At 57.1% G+C, this 20,703-nt stretch carries 16 protein-coding genes; 10 read left to right on the forward strand and 6 right to left on the reverse strand.

Features of this window, described 5'->3' with window-relative positions:
• Positions 1–83 precede the first annotated feature (83 nt).
• Positions 84–1,025, reverse strand: coding sequence for a GGDEF domain-containing protein (locus BLT38_RS14425; RefSeq protein ID WP_083345807.1), 942 nt, complete (start codon positions 1,023–1,025; stop codon positions 84–86).
• A 113-nt stretch (positions 1,026–1,138) separates the two neighbouring features.
• Between BLT38_RS14425 and BLT38_RS14430 the strand changes: the two genes are divergently transcribed.
• Complete coding sequence (locus BLT38_RS14430; RefSeq protein WP_047490226.1) at positions 1,139–1,357, forward strand: hypothetical protein; 219 nt, start codon at positions 1,139–1,141, stop codon at positions 1,355–1,357.
• Positions 1,358–1,506: 149 nt separating this feature from the next.
• On the opposite strand, the gene BLT38_RS14435 is transcribed toward BLT38_RS14430, so the two are convergent.
• Positions 1,507–2,232: a DUF72 domain-containing protein gene (locus BLT38_RS14435; protein WP_156785142.1), complete on the reverse strand. Its 726-nt coding sequence runs from the start codon at positions 2,230–2,232 to the stop codon at positions 1,507–1,509.
• Positions 2,233–2,237: 5 nt separating this feature from the next.
• Positions 2,238–3,290 (reverse strand): alpha/beta hydrolase, encoded by a 1,053-nt coding sequence (locus BLT38_RS14440; RefSeq protein ID WP_083345808.1) that lies wholly within the window; start codon positions 3,288–3,290, stop codon positions 2,238–2,240.
• Positions 3,291–3,474: 184 nt separating this feature from the next.
• On the opposite strand from BLT38_RS14440, the gene BLT38_RS14445 reads away from it, so the two are divergent.
• Positions 3,475–4,104: a Crp/Fnr family transcriptional regulator gene (locus BLT38_RS14445; RefSeq protein ID WP_231966516.1), complete on the forward strand. Its 630-nt coding sequence runs from the start codon at positions 3,475–3,477 to the stop codon at positions 4,102–4,104.
• 58 nt (positions 4,105–4,162) lie between these two features.
• Here the strand turns inward: BLT38_RS14445 and BLT38_RS14450 are convergent, their stop codons facing one another.
• Positions 4,163–5,830, reverse strand: coding sequence for a cytochrome c oxidase subunit I (locus BLT38_RS14450; RefSeq protein ID WP_083345810.1), 1,668 nt, complete (start codon positions 5,828–5,830; stop codon positions 4,163–4,165).
• A gap of 360 nt (positions 5,831–6,190) precedes the next feature.
• Between BLT38_RS14450 and BLT38_RS14455 the strand changes: the two genes are divergently transcribed.
• The 8 genes from BLT38_RS14455 (at position 6,191) to BLT38_RS14490 (ending at position 18,143) form a co-directional block, all read left to right on the forward strand.
• A complete protein-coding gene (locus tag BLT38_RS14455) occupies positions 6,191–10,921 on the forward strand; it encodes a beta strand repeat-containing protein (RefSeq protein ID WP_083345811.1) in 4,731 nt (1,576 codons plus the stop codon).
• A 142-nt stretch (positions 10,922–11,063) separates the two neighbouring features.
• Positions 11,064–12,170, forward strand: a complete 1,107-nt coding sequence (locus tag BLT38_RS14460) for an alpha/beta fold hydrolase (RefSeq protein ID WP_083345812.1) — start codon at positions 11,064–11,066, stop codon at positions 12,168–12,170.
• A gap of 51 nt (positions 12,171–12,221) precedes the next feature.
• Positions 12,222–14,174 (forward strand): glutamine--fructose-6-phosphate transaminase (isomerizing), encoded by a 1,953-nt coding sequence (gene glmS, locus BLT38_RS14465; RefSeq protein WP_083345813.1) that lies wholly within the window; start codon positions 12,222–12,224, stop codon positions 14,172–14,174.
• A 21-nt stretch (positions 14,175–14,195) separates the two neighbouring features.
• Positions 14,196–15,353, forward strand: a complete 1,158-nt coding sequence (locus BLT38_RS14470) for a hypothetical protein (protein WP_083345814.1) — start codon at positions 14,196–14,198, stop codon at positions 15,351–15,353.
• A 4-nt stretch (positions 15,354–15,357) separates the two neighbouring features.
• A complete protein-coding gene (locus BLT38_RS14475; RefSeq protein WP_083345815.1) occupies positions 15,358–15,948 on the forward strand; it encodes a hypothetical protein in 591 nt (196 codons plus the stop codon).
• A gap of 33 nt (positions 15,949–15,981) precedes the next feature.
• Entirely contained in the window at positions 15,982–16,518 is a 537-nt protein-coding gene (locus tag BLT38_RS14480) for a hypothetical protein (RefSeq protein ID WP_083345816.1), read from the forward strand.
• A gap of 246 nt (positions 16,519–16,764) precedes the next feature.
• Positions 16,765–17,331, forward strand: coding sequence for a hypothetical protein (locus BLT38_RS14485; RefSeq protein WP_083345817.1), 567 nt, complete (start codon positions 16,765–16,767; stop codon positions 17,329–17,331).
• A 500-nt stretch (positions 17,332–17,831) separates the two neighbouring features.
• The gene (locus BLT38_RS14490; protein ID WP_083345818.1) at positions 17,832–18,143 is read left to right on the forward strand and encodes a hypothetical protein; all 312 of its coding nucleotides are present in this window, start codon (positions 17,832–17,834) and stop codon (positions 18,141–18,143) included.
• 46 nt (positions 18,144–18,189) lie between these two features.
• Here the strand turns inward: BLT38_RS14490 and BLT38_RS14495 are convergent, their stop codons facing one another.
• Positions 18,190–19,794, reverse strand: a complete 1,605-nt coding sequence (locus tag BLT38_RS14495) for a zinc dependent phospholipase C family protein (RefSeq protein WP_231966518.1) — start codon at positions 19,792–19,794, stop codon at positions 18,190–18,192.
• Between the two features lie 156 nt (positions 19,795–19,950).
• Complete coding sequence (locus tag BLT38_RS14500; protein ID WP_083345820.1) at positions 19,951–20,610, reverse strand: BON domain-containing protein; 660 nt, start codon at positions 20,608–20,610, stop codon at positions 19,951–19,953.
• Positions 20,611–20,703 lie beyond the last annotated feature (93 nt).

Below are 20,703 nucleotides of genomic sequence, written 5' to 3' on the forward strand. Positions count from 1 at the left end.
TGCGCAGATTGTTGTCCAGTAAAGATTTTTTGGTGAATTTCAGCCGTAATCCAGGTATTCGAGCGCCAGTCCGGAAGTACAAACTACACAGTCTCAGCAAACTCGCGCGAAGCCACCAACAGCGAATGGGCCACGCGATTACGGCCATGCAGCTTCGCCTTATACAACGCAGAATCGGCCGCCATCAGCAAACTTTCTGGCATCTTCATCCGACCACCATCGCGAGACAGCGCCGTCGCCACACCAATGCTGACAGTCACGCGTCCTTGGCCTTCTTCATTCGTAGCGTGAGCAATATCAAGGCTTTCCACCGCACAACGCACGAGTCCTGCCATATGCAATGCACCCTGCAAATCGGTCCCTGGCAGAATCACAGCCAGTTCTTCGCCACCGTAGCGAGCCACCATGTCGGCAGGACGTTTCGTAACCGCACGCACCGCATGCGCCACAGCGCGAAGGCAGTCATCGCCCGCAACGTGGCCGTATTCATCATTGAAGCCTTTGAAGTGATCCACATCCAGCAGCAACAGCGAAGCCTGCGTTCCCTCGCGCAAAACCCGACGCCATTCGCGTTCCAACGCTTCATCAAAAGCGCGGCGATTGGGCAGCTCCGTCAAACCGTCGGTCATGGCCAAGCGTTGTAGCTGCATTTCCATCTTCTTGCGCTCAGAGATGTCGCGGAAGATAACAAGAAACTCCAGCGGCGTCCCTTCCGCATCGCGCAAAACGCTACCGCGCATCTCCAGCCACACCCACTCGCCCTGCCGATTGCGGACCCGCATCTCGGTGGCCTGGCTCTCATCACCCTGCAAGCGGCGTTGGCCCGCTGCCAGCGCGGCTGGAAGATCTTCGGGATGAATAATTTCCGCTGCGCTACGACCGGAAATCTCTTCCGGCGCAAAACCAAGAATGCTCCGCGATGCAGGCGAAACATAGCAGGTGCGGTAATCCAAGCCGATGCGGCAGACCAGGTCTGCACTGTGTTCGGCGAAGGCAAGGAAATCGATTGCGGGAGAGGGTTCCATTCTTGTGACTCTTGGGCAGTCTAAGAAACCACTTTGGAGGTACGCCATACCACGTCAGTCTCTATGAATACCCCGTACGCACTACCCCTGCGGCTGGATAAAATAAAGCTGTTATGCCGTTGTTCCCGATCAAAACCTGCGTCGTCTGTGGTGAAGAATTTGAGCTCAAGCCGGACAAGCCCGGCTTTGCCAATCGCTGTCCTGAGTGCACCGAAGAAGAGATGGAAGCACAGAAGGAAAAAATGGACGCTGATCAGCGAAAAGAGAAGTCTGAAATGGACGCGGCACGCCGCGAAACCATCCGCAACATGCTCTATCGCAAAGAGAGCTAAACCCATTGTGTGCCTTCTGATGCTGAGCACCTAAGCGCGCAGCATCAGAAGTGTAGCCATTGAGAGAAACAGCAGCAGAAGCGCTGTCGCGGCAGCGTGATAGAAATAACCCTTCATGGCACGTGGGACCGCATGCCGTTCTGCGCGGACTACATCACCTGCAGAAGTTCACATAGACGCAGCGCATTTGGCGTGGCATGGCCGAGCGCCGTGTTATCAAACACAACCCACGTAGGCGTTTCAGGCTGTTGTCGCACACGCTCTGCAATGGCCTGCAGGAACGCATCGCTGTAGTCCGAATAATACGTACGTGGCGCTCCATGTAGCCGCCAGTAACGCAGATGCGCGCTGCCCGCAGGTTCTGCGGCGCGTGGCGATCCCTTCGATGGATCGGCTGCGACGCGGGCAATATCAAACTCGCGCAACAGGCGATCAGCACGACCACCAAACCAGCTTGCATGACGAGGCTCACATACTGTGTCGCCCGTACGCAGTTCACGAAGCACGCCGAAGAAGTCGCGCACGGTGCCTTCCTCAAACGCCAGCTTCGGCGGCAGTTGCACCAGCACAGGACCAAGCTTTTCACCCAGCCCGCTGATCTCGTCAAAGAACGGCAGAAGCAGCGCGCCCGTGTTTACCAGCTTCGTTTCATGCGTAATGCTCTTTGGCATCTTCACTGCAAAACGAAAATCTTGCGGAACGCTGCGCGCCCATCGCTCCCACGTGGTGCGACGATGCGGACGATGAAAACTACTATTCACTTCCACAAAAGACAAGCGCGAAGCATATCGTTCAAGATGCGAGCCTTCTTCTGCAAACAAGGCTGCGCTCTGCTTCGGCAGAGTCCATCCTGCGGTTCCAATGCGAATACTCACTCTTGTTATGGATGCGAAAGTTGCTGATTGAAGAAGTCTGCCATGTACTTCCACGCTTCGCGCGTTTCAGGCAGCGACGCGTTATTCCAGAAGCAGTGCGGCAGCGCTTCAAACACAACTAACCGTCCATCACTTCCCGCGCGAAGATACGCACGATGCAGCATCGTCGTACTGCTCAGAAGAAGATCACGCTCACTCGTGAGAAAAAGCGCAGGCGGCATGCCATGCAGATCCGCATACAAAGGTGACAACACAGTATCGCGCGGATCAGTGGAACCGACATACGCATTGTCGAGCTTCCCAGTGGCTATGGGCACATAACCGCGCAGACCATCGGTGTTGTAAAGCGAACGCGAGTCGCCACCATCATCCATCGCAGCAGGCACTGAGAACGGACCAAGCGCCGCAGGCATGGGCAACTTCAACTGCTTGATGCGCACCGCAGCCTGCATCGTCAATCCCGCACCAGCACTGCTGCCGAAGATTGCAATGTGCTGCGCCCGATACTTCTTCAACAACTCGCGATACACAGCAACCACATCATCCACACCTGCAGGAAACGGATGCTCCGGCGCCATGCGATAAAGCACGCTCACCACGCGGCTTCCCGTCATCGCAGCAACAGGGATTGATTCTGAGTACGAACCAGAATCCGCATTGAATCCGCCGCCGTGTAAACAGATCAGCACGCGATCCGGATGCTTCATATCCTTCGGCAAAACTTCGCGCACCGGAACATTGGCAACTGTACTGTCGCGAACAGTAACCTCGAACATCTTCAACAGAATGTCGCGATGCTGCGCCTGCGATTTATCCAGCATGGTGCGGCGCTGTTCCAGGGTCTGCGGCACATCCGCATCGCCAGCAGGACGACTCAACCACGCCTTCGCCTCCGGACTAAGTCCCTTGGGCAAAGGCATCACGCGTTGCATACGGACGGTGCCATCTGCCTCCGTAACTGCGTGATTCGTCTGAATGTTTGCCGCCGGATTTTCCTGCGCACACATACTGCCGCACGCCACCGCACTGATTAAAACCGCAAGCAACGCACGAGACATGGTCGTTTCCCCCGTCCCAAACTACTTCAGATAGGGAGTTCCCAGCTACGGGAATTTTGCGACTCCCATACACTGGAAGACAGGGAGTGCCATGCCGCTGCGCCGCAGTTGCCTTCAATGCGAGACGAAAGGTCCGCACTGTTTCTGTTCGCTGGACCGCGTCGCCCTTGAAAGGCTCGACGGTATGGGCCACTTCATGCAGCTCGGCGCGCATGAACCTGTGCTGCGCGAAGGCTACGCGCCGGAACAGGTATACGTGGTCTGCCGCGGCACCATCAAGCTCACAACCTCATCTCCCGATGGCCGTTTGTTGCTACTGCGTATCGTTGGCCCGGGCGATGTTCTCGGCCTAGCGGCTGCTCTCAAACGCAGCCGTTACGAAGCCACCGCAGAAACGCTGGAGCCCACCCAGGTGAAAGCAATTCCGCGCACGCAGTTCCTGTTGTTCATGGAAGAGTTTCAGGCAGTCAGCCGCAACTCCGTCATGGCGATGGCACGCGAGTATGACTCTGCAGTCCTCAGCGCGCGGCGTCTCGCGCTTTCCAGTTCTGCATCCGCAAAACTCGCCAGCGTTCTGGTGGAGTGGGGCGGCCTTGTACTCGCTGGAGAACACGACGATCACAACGGTCGCTTCCCAAACTCTGTCCGCTTCCACATGCCGCTCACGCATGAAGAGCTGGGCCACATGGCTGGCATCTCGCGTGAAACTGTTACCCGAGTTCTTTCCTCCTTTCGTAAAGAAGGTCTGTTGCAGATGGATGGAAACACACTGCACCTGAAAGACATGAAACAGTTGCGCCACTGCGCTGAGTAACTCGTGAAAAAAAGGCGGCCTGCCAGGAGAAGTTCAGCAGGCCGCGGCACGGAAGTGTTTAGATGTGGACCGGAGCGCGGCGCTCGCGGTGCGGGAAATCAATCGACTCATAGTCATACGCTTCGTGCGTGACGATAGGCGTGACAGGAAAGTTCTCCGTCACAGGAGGTGATTGTGTTTGCCACTCAAGCCCGTAAGCATGCCAGGGGTTATCACCCGCAACAGCACCAAATTTCAGCGACCACACAAGATAGATCATGGTGAAGAAGAACCCAGCACCCATCACGGTTGCGCCTGCGGTCGACATCACATTCAGCACCTGGTACTCCGGCGGATACGCAGCATAACGACGCGGCATACCAAGGAAGCCAAGAACAAACTGCGGCCCGAAGGTCACGAAGAATCCCACAAAGATCATCACTGCAGCAACCTTTGCAGGTCCTTCGGGATACATGCGCCCAAACATCTTGGGCCACCAGAAATGAATGCCGCCCAGGAAAGCCATCAGCACAAATCCCACCATCACAAAATGAAAGTGCGCCACGATGAAGTAAGTCTCCGTCAGGTGTACATCCATGCCCAACGAGCCAAGAAACACACCCGCGCATCCACCCACAACAAACAAACCAAGGCAGCACATTGCATAGATCATCGGTGCACGGAAAGTAATTGATCCCTTGTACAAAGTGAACGACCAATTGAAGACTTTAATGGCCGAAGGCACAGCGACCAACATAGTCAACAAACTGAACACAAGTGCCGAGTATTGCGAGACACCCATGATGTACATGTGGTGCTCCCACACGAAGAACGAGAACAACGAAATCGCAATGGAAGAAAACGCCACAGCCGGATAACCAAACACTCGCTTACGACTGAAACAAGCAATGATCTCGCTGATGCAAGCCATGCCCGGCAACAACATGATGTACACAGCCGGGTGCGAATAGAACCAGAACAAATGCTGGAACAACAACGGATCGCCACCCTTGGTGGGATCGAAGAAGCCAAAGTTGAAGATGCGCTCCACTGCCACCAGCACAATCGCAATCGACACCACCGGCGTTCCCAAAATCATGATGACGCTGGCCGCATACATACTCCAGATGAACAGCGGCAAACGAAACCACGTCAGACCCGGCGCACGCATGCGATGAATCGTCGCAACAAAATTAAGTCCGGTGAAGATCGACGAGAAGCCCGCAACAAACGCCGCGAGTCCAGCCGACACCACATTCGTATTCACATAGTGCGTGCTCAGCGGAGTCGTAAATGTCCACCCCGTATCCACACCACCAGCGCCAATCGTGTAAAGCAACAAACAAGCCGCAATACAGTACAGATAGAACGAAAGCAGATTAATTTTCGGAAACGCCAGATCCTTCGCACCAATCATCAACGGCACAAGAAAGTTGCCAAGGATGGCAGGCACCGCAGGAATGAGCACAAAGAACACCATCGCAACACCGTGCATGGTGAACATCTTGTTATAGGTGTCGTAGCTCATCAGGTCCACTTCCGGCGTGAGCAACTCCATGCGGATGATCATGGCCAGAATGCCGCCCACCGCAAAGAAGATCGTCACCGCAACCATGTACATCAACGCAATACGCTTATGGTCACCGGTCAGCAGCCAGCTCTTTATCCCATGCCCGTTGTTCAGATAATTGCGTTCGTTGTAACGCGGCGTCTCCAAATTAGGCAAAACAGGTGCAACAGCACTCATCGGCATTCTCCCGCCGCATCGCAAACGGATGTGGCCAGCACCGCCAATACGATCAGCGGCGGGCAGTTGGAGCTGGTGCCATAGCCTGCACACTTACCGGTGCATGGCCGGTTGGAGTTGGGGCAGATCTTCGTCGACGGAATACGCATGGGCAGAACCTCGTATGCGTATCCTCAGCCCAATCGCAAAACGAATCTGTGACGGCCATCACACCGTTTGTCAGGCTTGTGTAACGAGAAGCACGAGGCCTAGAATCGCCTGAATTCACATCCATGTCTAAGTCCGCGCGATAGCATTGCACTACTTCTGTTAATTGATGTACGACCGCCCCAGGCTACGTACTTTCTGCCGGAGAAACGCATGCCCCCCTATGTCCGCCGCCTCATCTTTCTGATTTCACTTGTGTTGGTCGGCCATCCGCAAGCGCTGTCCGCGCAGACTGCGACCGCCACGACCCTGAGCTTCCTGTCCGGCGGCGCACCCGTCACCTCTGTCCCAGCGGGCACCATCATCACCATGAGCGCAGCCGTTACCGGCGGCGCTTCCCCGATCACGGGCGGCACCATCTACTTCTGCGACAGCATCGTGAAGAACTGTATGCTCATGCCCACCGGAACAGCCCAGGTGGTCAACGGTGCAGCGACATTCAAAACCATCCTGTCTCCCGGCACATACAGTTTCACCGCTATATACGTCCCAACCGTGGGCTTCAGCACCAGCACATCCCCGGCATCCACGCTGAGTATCACCGCGTCCTTACCAAGCACGGCAACCCTGACAAGCACCAGCAGCAACGGCGGCACATACTCGCTCAAGGTACAGCTAACATCGCCAACGCCAACGGCAATCGCACCAACGGGCACGGTCACAATCAACGACACAACGACGGGCACCGTACTCGGTTCCGGTTCGCTTCCCCGGGGCGGGGTGGGATACATCACGCTGAATCAAGGCACCCAGTTGCCGGGAGATAGCCGTGACGCCTGCTCCACCGCTACCGGAGACTTCAATGGCGACGGCCGTCCTGATATTGCGATTGGTCTCGGTTGCAAGTCGATCAACAACGGGCTCAACACAGCGACCGCACTGCAGATTCTGTTGAACAACGGCGACGGCACCTTCACTGCCGGCCCTCCAGTTCCTGCCGCAATGACAAACACCAATGTCACCGCTCTCACCGTCGGCGACTTCAACAACGACGGCACACTCGACCTCATCGTCGCAGACAGAACAGCCCCCGCAGGATCCCACCTGTACCTGCTTGCAAACGACGGCACCGGAGCCTTCACCGCATCACAGTTAAGCACCGTCTGTGGCGGCCCATCAGAACTTGTTACTGCGGATTTCAACCGCGATGGAAATCTCGATTTCGCCGCCGCATGTGGCCCCGTAAATGTCTTTCTTGGCACCGGTACCGGATCCTTCACTCAGAACCAGACAACGATTGGCGCCACGTATGGTCTGAACGGTCAACCTAAAAATCAGTTCGCTGTCGCGGATTTCGATCAGGATGGCTATCCGGATATAGCCGCAATTATTTACGACATCAGCAACCCCTTCGGCAGCTACTCAGGGGATATATTCACGAACGCGCAGAACGGAAAAGACTTCACCCAAACGAGCACCACGTATCTGCGTTTTCCTCTCGGTGTTATCGCAGGCGACTTCCACGGTGACGGCAACGCCGAGATTGTCCTTTTTGAGCTAACGTTCCAAGGCGTCAATGGAATAACGGCATCCTTAAACGGCCTCCAACTCGGCATACCACTGCCAGTACCTACCGGTGACACATCCATAAGCACCGGAGACTTCAACCACGACGGTGTCACAGATTTTGCATTCGTTGCCAGTGGTTCTATTGGCGTCGCACTGGGCACATCCTCAACGCCCGTATGGACTTATAGCAGCATCCCCATTACAGATGCCTCAGACGCCAATGCTCTCACCTCCGCCGTCGCAGACTTTAACGGAGACGACCTGCCGGACATCGTTGCCTCCGGCAGCGATCAGAGCGTTGCAACCACCTATACGGTGAGCGGCTCATCCGCGACTGACCTGCAAACAACAGTGAACGTCGTTGGTTCCGGTTCGCACGCTGTCTCTGCGGACTACAGCGGAGATGCAGCGTATGCACCATCCACCTCCAACACCCTCAACCTGAATGCGGGTCGTATTGCCACTTCCATGACTCTCACGGCCTCGCCCAGCAGCTCCTCCATCGGGACGCAGGTCGCACTCACAGCCACGTTGCAGCCATACAGCGTTGGCAGCTACACCACAAACGGCGACCTCATCACCTTCAGCATTGGCACCACGATACTCGGCACCGCAGCTCTGAATAACGGCATCGCTGTCCTCAACGTTTCAAACCTGCCCATCGGTCCAAACCTGGTCTATGCCAGCTTCCCCGGAGACACCAACTTCTCCGTGTATGTTCAGGCCACCACCGTCACCGTCACCACCATTCCGGCGCCCACGGTCAGTCCAACCTCGCTCAACATTGGTTCGGTTGCTTTAGACAGTACGGGCTCTCTTCCCGTAATCGTCACCAATACGGCTACTGGCCCACTCGCCATCTCTTCTATTCAGGCCAGCACCGGTTTCACCCAAACCAATAACTGCGGCTCCTCCCTTGCCTCGCTTGCATCCTGCACAATCACGGTCAGCTTTGCACCCACCACAACGGACGCAGCCACCGGCACTCTCACCATCAACACCAACGCGGCCACTCCCGCCATCACCGTCCCGCTGAGCGGCAAAGGCTTCGTCAACGTCACACCGCAACTCACCGCGTCACCCAATCCCGCAGCCGTCGGCAGTCAGGTCACTCTGACTGTGACAGTTCCAGCAACGTCCCACGGTTACTCCACCAATGGGTTGTCCGTTGTCTTTGGTTCGCTTGGTACAGCCACAGTGACAAACGGTGCGGCAGTCCTCAATGTCACAAGCCTTCCAGTCGGATCAAACCGGGTCACCGCTGAGTTTCAAGGTGGTACGAACTTCAATACCGTCAGCTCAAATGATGTAACTGTCGTCATCACGAACATCAAATCGCCGCTGTACACTCCGGGCTCCATCAACTTCGGCACAGTGGGCATCGGCAGTTCCGTCTCGCAAACCGTAACTCTCACCAACAACGACACGACCAGTCCCCTCACCATCGCGTCGGTGCAGATCAGTAACGGCTTCTCAATGACAAATCACTGCGGAGCATCCCTCGCGGTTGGCGCATCCTGCACAGTGACAGTCACCTTCGCTCCAACCACCGCAGCTACATTCACAGGCACACTCACCTTCACCACCAACGCGAACACTTCAACAAGCACCGTCAGCCTCACTGGCTCAGGTGTCGTTCCGGTATTGGCACTCGCAGCCTCACCCACTTCAGCACCCATCGGAGTACCGGTCACACTGACTGCAAGTCTCACTCCCAACGCTGCCGGAGCTCTCACCACAAACGGTAAGACCGTTACCTTCTCCAGCGGATCCACGTCGCTCGGCACTGAAACGCTCAACAACGGAGTAGCAATCCTTAGCCTCACCAGCCTGCCACTTGGATCAAACTCCATCACGGCAAACTTCGCAGGCGACGCCGACTTTGCCGCAGTCACCTCAAGCCCGGTAGTAGCCACCGTAACAGCGCCGCCTGCACCAACGGTCAGCCCAGCCTCCATCAACTTCGGCGCGGTTCATCTTGGTTTCTCAACCACACAAACCGTCAGCCTCACCAATACCTCCATTGGCCCACTCACCATTGCGTCCGTCGTAGCGAACAGTGGCTTTACCCAAAGTAATAACTGCGGCAGCTCACTCGCAGCAGCGGCATCCTGCACCATCACGGTCACCTTTGCACCGACAACCGCAGGCGCAGCGACTGGCTCGCTTTCCATCACCACGAACGCAAGCGCGCCCATCACCACCGTTGCTCTCAGTGGCTCGGGTGTTGCACCTGTGCTCTATCTCACAGCTTCACCAACCTCCACATCCATCGGTACGCAGGTAGCACTTACTGCAACCATGACGCCGTACAGCAACGGCAACCTCACCACCAATGGCAAAACCGTCTCCTTTACGAACGGTTCCACTACGGTCGGCACGGCAACACTGAATAACGGCACCGCCCTTCTGAACCTCACGAACCTCCCGATTGGAACAAACTCCATCGTGGCCAACTTCGCAGGCGATGCCAACTTCCCACCAGCAACTTCGGGCGCAGTCGTCGTCACCGTAACCGGACCCACCGCTCCGACAGTCTCGCCGTCCTCAGTCAACTTCGGTTCGATCATCCTCGGCAACGCAGTCTCTCAGACCGTTACCCTCACCAACGTAGCCGCAACACCGCTCACCATCACCGCCGTACAAGCCAGCGGTGGATTCACGCAGACCAACACCTGCGGCAACCTCGCTGTCTCTGCGTCGTGCACAGCGACCGTAACGTTTGCGCCAACCGCCGCAGGCGCAGCCTCTGGCACACTTACCTTCACCACGACCGCGGTCACATCCACAACCACAGTGACCCTCAGTGGCACAGGGGTAGCCGCGATATCGCCCGGCACAGGAGGGGGCAGCTTCGGAACCATCAAGCCTGGCTCCACCGCTACACTCCCTGTTTCATTCACCACAGCAGCAGGAGTCTCCGGCACACTCACGACAACCTGCATGATCAAGATGGCGAACGGCAGCACCGCATCCAACCCGCCCACCTGCACGGCTTCGCCTGGCACGTTCACTGTCTCAGGCGGCAGCACGGTAACCACCACGCTTACTGTGAGCACAACTGCCGGTTCAAGTGCCGCCCTGCACATGCCTGAAACCGGAGTCATCCTTGCTGGAGGACTCCTCAGCCTGCTCGCCTTCTTCCGTCGCAGACCAGCAATCGCATCCCTCCTGCTGCTTCTCTTCAGCTTCACAGCAATGACCATGATCACCGGCTGCGCAGGCGGTGGTGGTGGTTCTTCCTCAGGTGGTGGCGGAAGCGGAGGAGGAGGCACACCAACACCGTCCACCACAGCAGGCGCTTACACTGTCACGGTCACTGCCACCATCGGTACGCAGACTTCGTCAGTCGATCTGCCACTCACAATCCAGTAGCAGCCTCAAAAACGAATTGGCCCTGCGACATCACGTTCGCAGGGCCAATTCATTTCGTCTTCAGCACACATTGTCGTTGCACAAAATAAAACGCGCTCCCATCAGAACGCTAAAGTGGAATCAGCCGTTACGGAGCTTGCGCATGTCATTGCACCGCATCCCACGCCTCATCGCACTGGCAACACTGCTAGCAATGCCATGCGTCGCACAGAGCACGCAAGCCACGCAGAACCGATATCAGCGGGAAGCAGTCGACGCCGATGTCGCACTGCACAACGTCCACTTCGGCACCGGCGAAACACTCAACACACTCCGCCTTCACTACAAGACGTTAGGCAAGCCGCATCGCAACGCCGCGGGAAAAATCGACAATGCCGTCCTCATCCTTCACGGCACTGGCGACCGCAGCGACAGCATGCTCACCAGCATCTTTGCCGATCCACTCTTCGGCCCCGGCGATCCGCTCGACATCACTCGCTATTACGTCATCTTCCCGGACGACATCGGCCACGGCCAATCCAGCAAACCCTCTGACGGCCTGCACGCGCGCTTCCCGCATTACGACTACGACGACATGGTGCAAACCCAACACGCCATGTTGACTGAAGAACTCGGGATCGACCATCTACGCCTCATCCTCGGCGTCTCCATGGGCGGCATGCAAACCTTCGTCTGGGGCGAGACCTATCCCGGCTTCGCCGACGCTCTCATGCCACTCACCTGCCTGCCCGTTCCACTCGCCGGACGCAACCGCATGATGCGCTACGCCGCCATGCAGGCCATACGCACCGATCCCGCATACAACAACGGCGAATACAAAACCCAACCGCCCAGCATCCACACAGCGAACACCATCCTGCTCGTCACCGGCACCAGCCCGCTCGTCCTCCAAGGCATCGCACCCACACGCAAGCAAGCCGAAGCCTACGTCGATCAAACAGTCGCACAACGCGACGCCAACACCGACGCGAACAACTTCCTCTATTACATCGACAGCTCGCGCAACTACGACGCGTCACAGCACCTCGATCGCATCACCGTCCCCATCACCTGGGTCAACACCGCAGATGACTTCATCAACCCACCCGAACTCCGCATCGCCGAGCACTACGCCCCACAACTGAAACAAGGCAAATTCATCCTGCTCCCCATCTCCCCGGAAACGCGCGGCCACAGCACCAACATGCTCGCCAGCATCTGGCGCCCATACCTCGTCGACCTCATGCGCCACTCCCAGCCCGCACACTAACGCGCCATTCGCGCAACCTCTTTTCACGCACCGCGTCTACACTCACTAACTATGTGCGGAATTGTTGGTTACATCGGCCCCAAAGACGTCGTCCCCCTCATCGTGGAAGGCCTGCGCCGCCTCGAGTACCGCGGATACGACTCCGCCGGCATCGCCGTCGCTGGCATCGCGGATAACCCCACGCTCCTCGACGTCCGCCGAGCCCCCGGCAAGCTCAGCAACCTCGAGTCCGTACTCCGCGACAAGCCCCTGCACGGCACCTACGGCATAGGCCACACCCGCTGGGCCACGCACGGACGCCCCACCGAAGAGAACGCGCACCCACACCGCGACGGCACCGGCACACTCGTCGTAGTGCACAACGGCATCGTCGAAAACTACCTCGCCCTCAAGCGCGACCTCATCGCCCGCGGCCATCGCTTCGTCTCCGAAACCGACACCGAAATCATCGCGCACCTCATCGAAGACGAACTCGAGAAAGCCGCACTCACCGTTCCCGCCCCGCAACTCATCGAAGCCAACACCGCCGAAGCCATCGTCACCGCGCCAGCCTCACCCATCCCGCTCGAAGAAGCAGTCCGCCGAGCCGTCAAGCGACTCACCGGTGCCTTCGCCATCGGCGTCCTCTCCGCGCGCGAGCCCAACAAGCTCGTCGCCGCACGCCTCGGCCCGCCCGCCGTCATCGGCATCGGCGACGGCGAATTCTTCCTCGCCTCCGACGTCCCCGGCATCCTCCACCACACCCGCGACATCGTCTTCCTCAACGACAACGAAGTCGCCGTACTAACAAAAGAAGGCGTCACCTACACCGACTTCGAAGGCACACCCCACACCCGCACGCCACAGCGCATCACCTGGGACCCCATCCAGGCTGAAAAGGCCGGCTACAAGCACTTCATGCTCAAGGAAATCAACGAGCAGCCCCGCGCCGTCCGCGACACCACACTCGGTCGCGTCTCCCTCGACAGCGGCGAAGTCTTCCTCCCCGACCTCCAACTCACCCGCGAAGACATACAAAAAGCCACCAGCCTCACCATCGCCGCCTGCGGCACCAGCTGGCACGCAGGCCTCGCCGGCAAGTTCATGATCGAGCGCCTCGCCCGCATCCCCGTCGACGTCGACTACGCCAGCGAGTATCGCTACCGCGACCCCATCCCCGGCTCACTCGGCCTGCTCATCACCCAAAGCGGAGAAACCGCAGACACCATCGCCGCGCAGCTTGAAATGGTCAGCAAAGGCACACCCACACTCGCCATCTGCAACGTCGTCGGATCAGCCATCACCCGCAAAGCCTCCGGAGTCATCACCACCAACGCAGGCCCGGAAATCGGCGTCGCCTCCACCAAGGCCTTCACCGCCCAGCTCACCGCACTCTTCACCCTCGCGCTTTACTTAGGACAACAACGCGGCACCGTCACACCCCAGCAGTCAAAGCAATACGTCGCCGAGTTAGCCGAAATCCCCCGCAAGTTAGAAGAAATCCTGCGCTCCGTCGACGACCAATGCAGTGAACTCGCTAAGTCCTTCTCCACCGCGCGCGACTTCCTCTTCCTCGGCCGAGGCATCCACTACCCCATCGCCCTCGAAGGCGCACTCAAGCTGAAAGAGATTAGTTACATCCACGCCGAAGGCTACCCCGCCGGCGAAATGAAGCACGGCCCCAACGCCCTCATCGACGAAACGCTCCCCGTCGTCTGCATCGCCACCAAGGACCCCGCAGACCCCACCAGCGTCCTCAAGTACGAAAAGACCCTAAGCAACATTCAGGAAGTAACCGCCCGCAGCGGCCGCGTCATCGCCATCGCGACCGAAAGCGACCCCATAGAACACAGCCACCTCACCGGCCTCGTAGAACACACCATCACCATCCCGCAAGCCCCGGAACTACTCCTACCCATCCTCGAAGTAGTCCCGCTACAACTACTCGCCTACCACATAGCTGTAAGAAGAGGCTGCGACGTAGACCAACCAAGAAACTTAGCCAAGAGCGTTACTGTGGAATAAGCTTGATATATACCCAACGTTATGAAGATTTCAGTCGCTTTGGTCTGTTACCTTTTTTCTTGCCTATTGGCGTCAGCCCAGACAAATGTGAGTAATGCGAACTCGCCTGCAATTATCAAGGCGGGCGAAAACTTTTCGTTTTCGATAGATGTCGCGAAGTCTTATAACGTTGGCGCAAACGTTGACGGGAACTTCATTTCGGAAGACTTAAGCAAGGACCCCGGCAATTCTATTCGTCGGCAATTCCATTGCAGCGGTACCATTCCGATCGGACTGAAGCACTCCACACTTATATGCACTCTTCCTCGTGACCTTATTGCCGGAACCTATAAGTTTGGAGGCAATCTTGGCGTAAGCCGATTGGGTTACACCAACCAGTTACCCCTAACAGTCCCAGAAATCACAATCCAGGTTCTGGCGGAAGATTCCATTGATCCTGAGGCTGCCAACACCGGGCAGATTATTCTTCAGCTAACCCAAGCACAAATTCTGCGATCGCGGGCTGGCAACTTACAGAATGTGCTGAATGATTTGACTACTAGTACGTTCGGGAAAGGCGCAGACACATCTTCTATGCGAGACGTGTTGATTAGAGCGCTCCGCGAGGCTGGCGAGCAACTCAGACAGGCACGCGTTGGCTTCGAATCGATACATGCCGACCCCAACGTTAGCAGCGTAGTGATGTTTGATGACTTTCATCGTCATTATCAAGCTGCTCTAGTCGAGCTAAGGGCCCCCCAATTATCGACAATGGTAGAAGATCATCCGCGGCTATTTCAGGTCTCTTTCATTCAGAAACGGCCAAGCACATCGGACAACGTGGAAGTCAAAGACAAGAAAAGCAAGTTCTCGCATTCGATTGCACTGATTGCTTCAGGAGTGGTTGAACTAATAGGTCAGAACATCGCCGCCTTCAACAAGGCGGCGGAGACCGCGACAGACGTTTTCCAGCTTGATCTAAGGAGTTCCCCATCCGACGCTCGCATATTTTATGTGCGTATTGGTGAAGAGGAGCAAGAATACACACGGCACACAGATGTCGAAAAGGCGAGCTTTCCTTTCGCGAAATGGACCTTCATCTTTCGGAAGGATGGATGCCAGCAAACCGTGACCACACCAAACCTTTACGTAGAAGTCCACCCATCTTTATCAGTCACCCTAAACTGCGCAGGAAGGTAGGGGGATGAAGCTATCGAGCTATAAAGCCTCTGTGTTGGGTGTTCAGTGCTTCATTTTCTCGGTTCCGATCGGCGTCCATGTCCTCAGACCTCAAACACATTTCCTTTTTCCTCCGCTTGGAGATGCCGATGGTTTTCTCATTGGAGTAGGTTTTTGCATTGTTGGCCTGTTTACGATAATGCCTTGGGTTTGGAAGAAAACTCAATCGCCATGGTTGGATTCAATCGCTATCGTAGCTACATTTGCGTTTGGAATTTGGTACGGAGTATTGGTGCAAAAGTACGTAGTTGGCGTTCCAGTCCAATCCCAAGGGAAGATCGTTTACCTTTCCGTCGGATCGGTCAAGAGCCTCAACGCCCAAAAATACTTCCCTAATGCAAAGGCACGCGAGATGCTCCATGACCGTGGCCCCAGAGAAGAGGAGGTCAGGTGGCTCTATACTGACGAGTCAATTGACAGCGCCCGAGATCAACTTCTTTTGTCTTATATCTCTTTCCTTGCTGCTGCAAACCTTTCTGTAGGATTTCTCGCTCTTCGAAAGGCGCGACAAGAACACTCCAGTAATGCATTATCAAATCCAGCTAGCGCGCCTTAGGCGCGATGAGCCAGCTATGCATTAGGATCGCCGATGCCCAAGAGCCTAGCCGAGCACCTATCCGAAGTCCGTCGAGCGATCCCTGTTGGGGATCGCGACGCACAGGCAAATTCAACGGCTCCCATCAACGATCACGTCGACCTCAGCCAATACCGCCCCATCACGCCGCAGGAGAAGGCCCTCCTCACCGCTATGCTCCACAGCAGCGGCCCAGAAGCCCTCGCGTTCCTGCCGCAACTCGAAGACATGATGGTCAAACACTCGGAATGCACCTGCGGCTGCCCCAGCCTCGAATTCGCCCCTCCACCTGACGAAACACGCACTGCATACCGCTACTCGAACATCGTCGCGGACATGTATGGCTACGCCAATGACGTCCCACCCGAAACCAACCACGGCATGATGGGCCTCATCCTCTGGCAAGCTGGAGGAAAACTCACGGGCCTCGAAGCCTACGACCTCGCAGGTCGTCCCGAAGGCAAACCCTACCCTCTGCCCGACCTCGAAACCATCCACACCGCGGAACAAACCAGCACCCACGGACCGGGTGCCCCAGGTTCGCGAAGCTAACCTGGGTATCGCGCAAAGCGCGACTTCTTTCGGAAGGGCAGGGCTTCAGCCCTGCCGTAACGAAGCCAAAAGAGGAAAAGGCGCGGCCACAATCCAAGCAGGAGAACACCGCCCACCCCGCGCCCTGCACAGAATCCGGCGGCTGGTCGCGAAGCTACGACATGGCCCAACGGCGAAGGAGTCCGGAACAATACGAAGTATGAAAATCCCGGCACCTCAGGTACTCTCCTCCTGAGGGAAAACGCCTTGCCCGACGAACAGCCCAGCAAAGGAAGTTTCTTCACCACGCTCCCCGGCGTGCTCACCGGTATCGCTGCCGTGCTCACAGCCCTCACCGGCTTCTGGGCAATCTTTCATCATGACACTCCGGCAAATCCGCCCAAGGCCGCCATTATCGATGGCCCCCCCTCCGGCGCAGCCACCAGCCCCTCGTCCGGCACAACGCCGCAAAGCACCGCAGCGCAAACCTCAGCGGCCGTCAACGCAGGATCAGCCACTCCCATATCAGCGGTGAGTCTTACCTCGCGCAAGCAACTGACCACCCGTCTGGAAGGCAAGACCTTCCACCACAACATGACGGGAACGATGCTCAACCTCGATAGCGGCCAGACCATCGACTTTGAGAAGCTGCGCCAGATCGACTTCGGCAACGTCAACGGCGACGCGCACCTCGTTGCCGTAACCATCACCCTGAACGATGGCCGAACCGTCCCCGGAGACCTGCCCACCAACTACGCCTTCGCAGGCGACAGCGACCTCGGCCCCTTCACTATCTTCGTGCAGGACGTCCGCCAGATCGTCTTCACCCACTAACCCCGAACTCCCCAAAAGAACACGCCGAAGGCGTCGAGAACAGCACGAAGTGCCTTTCGGAAGGGCAGGGCTTCAGCCCTGCCGTAAAGGTTCGGATGAAAAGGGGCTTTAACCCTGAGGGAATGCTGTCAAGCCCCTATACAACCTAACCCTAACAAACCAAAGGAAATAGAGTTGGCATGTTATTTCCATGCAGCCGCTAAACTAGATACAGGGCATAACTTCGCCAAGTCGTATTTAAGTTAACTCCTTTAGAAAGACGATTTTGCCTCTAACCCCAATGGGCAGACGATTTTAGCGCCACCCTATAAGTTAAACCCAATGAAAAGACGATTTTAGCGAAACAGGGGGGAGGGGGTACCCCTCCGGATATAGCCTGTATAACTATGCATAACTCCGCATACTTATACATAAATGACGCATTATGTTGTATTTGCCAGATATTAACTCGACTTTTGTCACTTACTCGGTCAGACTTGAGTTAGTAACAAAGGTGTTTTATGTTCCACAAACATGCAGCAAATACATTCCTCCAGAACAAAGGTCCTCGTCTCGTCACGGCGGAAGACAGCACGCGTTCCACGCAGTCTTCCCGAACTGAGCTCGTAACCATCGCCTCGCGCCGCTGCTCGTCCTTCTTTGCAGAGGCTGCGGTGCTGGTCCTCGTTTTCGGCATCCTGGACTTCTTCTTCCAGCGCGGCCACATCTCTCTGCTATGGGCAGCAGGCGCCATCAGCCTCTCGGTCGCCCTCCTCGCAGCCAGCGTTGCCACGGACTTTACGGCCCGCCGCTGGCTCGGAGCTCATCCCTAGCGTCTCCACCGACGATCACGAATAGTGGCAATCCGCCACGACCAACTCAGTAGCTTCCGCCTTCAGGTGCAGGAGCCTCATCGTCGTCCCCTTCCCCGAAGGTCGGATAAGGCGTCGGCTCGCTGCTGGTAGTCATTGCGCCCAGCGTCACTAGGTCGGCCTGCAACTGCTTCCACTGGTCCGGATGCTTCCGGGTATCGAACGGCAGCCCCATGTTGGAGTAGTAGGCCAATATGTCCCGCTTGATGCCCGGCGGAATCGCCAGCCCCGGCTGCGCCGCCAGCGTGTGCGCCAGCTTGCAGAAGGTCTGGTCCGTGAGCGGATACCCGGAAGGCCGCACCACCACACCCGTATCGAGATCCCGGTTAGCCAATGGGTGTCGCGGATCCGGCGGCGTCCGAGTCCCCCGCCGCTCCGCCGCTAACGACGTCCCCCCAGCCAACGACCCCACGGGCAAACCAGCCCCCGAACCCGACGCAGCCGTCGCTGCACCTGCTCCGCCCGTCGCCACTGCTCCGGTCGCCCCTCCTGGAGTCGCCCCAGGAGCCGTAGCATCCGCCACCGCCGGGGCAATCTGCTGGGTAAGCTCAGCATCCAGCCTGCCAGTGGGATTAGGCAGAGGAGGCGCCGCGGCACCCACCGTAGCCGGAGGAGGTGTGAACCGCCGCAGCACGGCATTCAGCCTATCCGTGGATACCAGCACGGAGTGGATATACTCCGCCTCCGTATTGGAGGTAGGCCCCTTGACAGCCACCAGGCTGATCGGGCCCACCTTCGGCAACACCCATAGCACCCCCGCCAGGGTATACGTACCAATCCCAGGCTTCTGCCGATACTCATCCCAATGGTTCTGCGCAGCGATCGTTGCAATCTTTTCGTCGAGCCGCTGCACATCATCGCTGGGTGTTTCCTGTGGCAATTTGCCACGATGTAACAAGGTCACCGCATATGCAATGCGAGGGATGAAACTACGCACTGAGAACCGATAACCATCCACATTGATGCGGTGCGAACGCTTCACCGTAAAGTCGGCGCGAATGCCGTAAGTCTGGTAGTAAGCCAGCGACAACTGCCGCGTAGATACCTCCAGCCCCACATGCCGCAGATAGTGCTGCGGAGCAAGCCGACGGTGCGCCACCTCATTGATGTCGAACGCAAACTCCACCCGAACATGCTGGTGCTCCCCCTGCGCGTAGTTCACACTGCTGCCGTACTTCCGCTCCAGCTTGTGGAACTCCACGGGAACAGCACGGTTGGTTGCGGTGGCGTGTCCCACATTGTCACCGATGTAGTGCGACAGCGCCCCAATAGCGAAGGCCAGTTCGTTCGCGTTCTGCGCGTTGCGGAACAGGTTTACAACGAAGTCGCCACTGCGCACGTAATGCGTAAGGTTGCTAAAGAAGGCATCACCGAAGGGATAGTAGCCGATGTCCTGAATGACACACCCGCCATAGGCATAAGCACGCGCCTGCTCGAGTTGCTCAGGTGTTAACGATGGATAGCGGCTGCGCAGGAGCGGGACGATGGAAGCATCCCAAGTAAGGTCGATGAGTTGCTCGTGCGTCATGACGGAGTAGCCACGCGCAGGCTGACCACCACCCACACCAAACAGACAGACCATCCAGAGAACACATCGGCGCAGAGACTTCATTGGGCTAGGGGCCATGGAAGCCATAAGAGTACGCCACTGCCTCGATAGTTGCCAGAATTCTTATGGAGTACGTACCGTGCTGTCGGGAGAGATGAATTCCATCCAAAAATGAAAGCCCCTTCGTATGAAGGGGCTTTTGCTTAGCGATGCTCAGGATTACTTTTCCTTGGGCACTTCGCCTGGCCACATGAGGTCGTTGTCCACCGAGAAAGTACCAGGAGTCGAGTTGGCCTGCATGGCTGCGATGTTTGCGTCGGACTCATTGTTGACCACGCCGGTAAGGATGACGTGACCGTTGTTCACAATGATGTGAATGGCGTGATAGCCCATTGGAGGATCCTGCGTGATACCACCGGCGGCACGTGCCACGGAGGGGCCCATTCCGAAACCAACCGGGCTACCGGTGTATTTACGCAACACAGCATTGCTATAGATGCGCGTATACACTCCCACCCGAATCCGATCGTCAAAGGGCGAGTTGGGAAGAACCTTGATTTGATTGATGACGCTGGCCACACCGTCAATCTTCTTCACGGCACGTTCGGCGTCGCTCTTCAGAGTGGGGCGCGAAGCGTATCCGCGAAGCACAATGCTTTTCCCTTGAATGCTGAAGCTGAGCGAATCGAAAACACCGTAATTGGTCAGACTAAGCAGCTCATGCCGCACCTGCTGAACGATGCGCTGCGCGTCTTCCTGTGACCATGTTTTCTGGTTGTATTCCATTTGCTGTTGCGGTGCGGCAGCCTGTTGCTGTGCCACAACACTCTGTCCCGCGCACAGCGCTGCCGTCATAGTCCAAAGCAGAATCTTCTTCATTGCTGACGTTCCTCCGTACTCACGTACCGGTATGGATCTGAAGGATGCTTCCACATAGTTAAGACGCTGAAGCCAGGGTGGTTTGCTGTTCGG

Source organism: Terriglobus roseus (assembly GCF_900102185.1).
Taxonomy (GTDB): Bacteria; Acidobacteriota; Terriglobia; order Terriglobales; family Acidobacteriaceae; genus Terriglobus; species Terriglobus roseus_A.

Bases quoted from the DNA above. Each gene is read 5' to 3' on its own strand.
- BLT38_RS14425 (WP_083345807.1), bottom strand. From the start codon at position 1,025: ATGGAACCCTCTCCCGCAATCGATTTCCTTGCCTTCGCCGAACACAGT.
- BLT38_RS14430 (WP_047490226.1), top strand. From the start codon at position 1,139: ATGCCGTTGTTCCCGATCAAAACCTGCGTCGTCTGTGGTGAAGAATTT.
- BLT38_RS14440 (WP_083345808.1), bottom strand. From the start codon at position 3,290: ATGTCTCGTGCGTTGCTTGCGGTTTTAATCAGTGCGGTGGCGTGCGGC.
- BLT38_RS14445 (WP_231966516.1), top strand. From the start codon at position 3,475: ATGGGCCACTTCATGCAGCTCGGCGCGCATGAACCTGTGCTGCGCGAA.
- BLT38_RS14450 (WP_083345810.1), bottom strand. From the start codon at position 5,830: ATGAGTGCTGTTGCACCTGTTTTGCCTAATTTGGAGACGCCGCGTTAC.
- BLT38_RS14455 (WP_083345811.1), top strand. From the start codon at position 6,191: ATGCCCCCCTATGTCCGCCGCCTCATCTTTCTGATTTCACTTGTGTTG.
- BLT38_RS14460 (WP_083345812.1), top strand. From the start codon at position 11,064: ATGTCATTGCACCGCATCCCACGCCTCATCGCACTGGCAACACTGCTA.
- glmS (WP_083345813.1), top strand. From the start codon at position 12,222: ATGTGCGGAATTGTTGGTTACATCGGCCCCAAAGACGTCGTCCCCCTC.
- BLT38_RS14470 (WP_083345814.1), top strand. From the start codon at position 14,196: ATGAAGATTTCAGTCGCTTTGGTCTGTTACCTTTTTTCTTGCCTATTG.
- BLT38_RS14475 (WP_083345815.1), top strand. From the start codon at position 15,358: ATGAAGCTATCGAGCTATAAAGCCTCTGTGTTGGGTGTTCAGTGCTTC.
- BLT38_RS14480 (WP_083345816.1), top strand. From the start codon at position 15,982: ATGCCCAAGAGCCTAGCCGAGCACCTATCCGAAGTCCGTCGAGCGATC.
- BLT38_RS14490 (WP_083345818.1), top strand. From the start codon at position 17,832: ATGTTCCACAAACATGCAGCAAATACATTCCTCCAGAACAAAGGTCCT.
- BLT38_RS14495 (WP_231966518.1), bottom strand. From the start codon at position 19,794: ATGAAGTCTCTGCGCCGATGTGTTCTCTGGATGGTCTGTCTGTTTGGT.
- BLT38_RS14500 (WP_083345820.1), bottom strand. From the start codon at position 20,610: ATGAAGAAGATTCTGCTTTGGACTATGACGGCAGCGCTGTGCGCGGGA.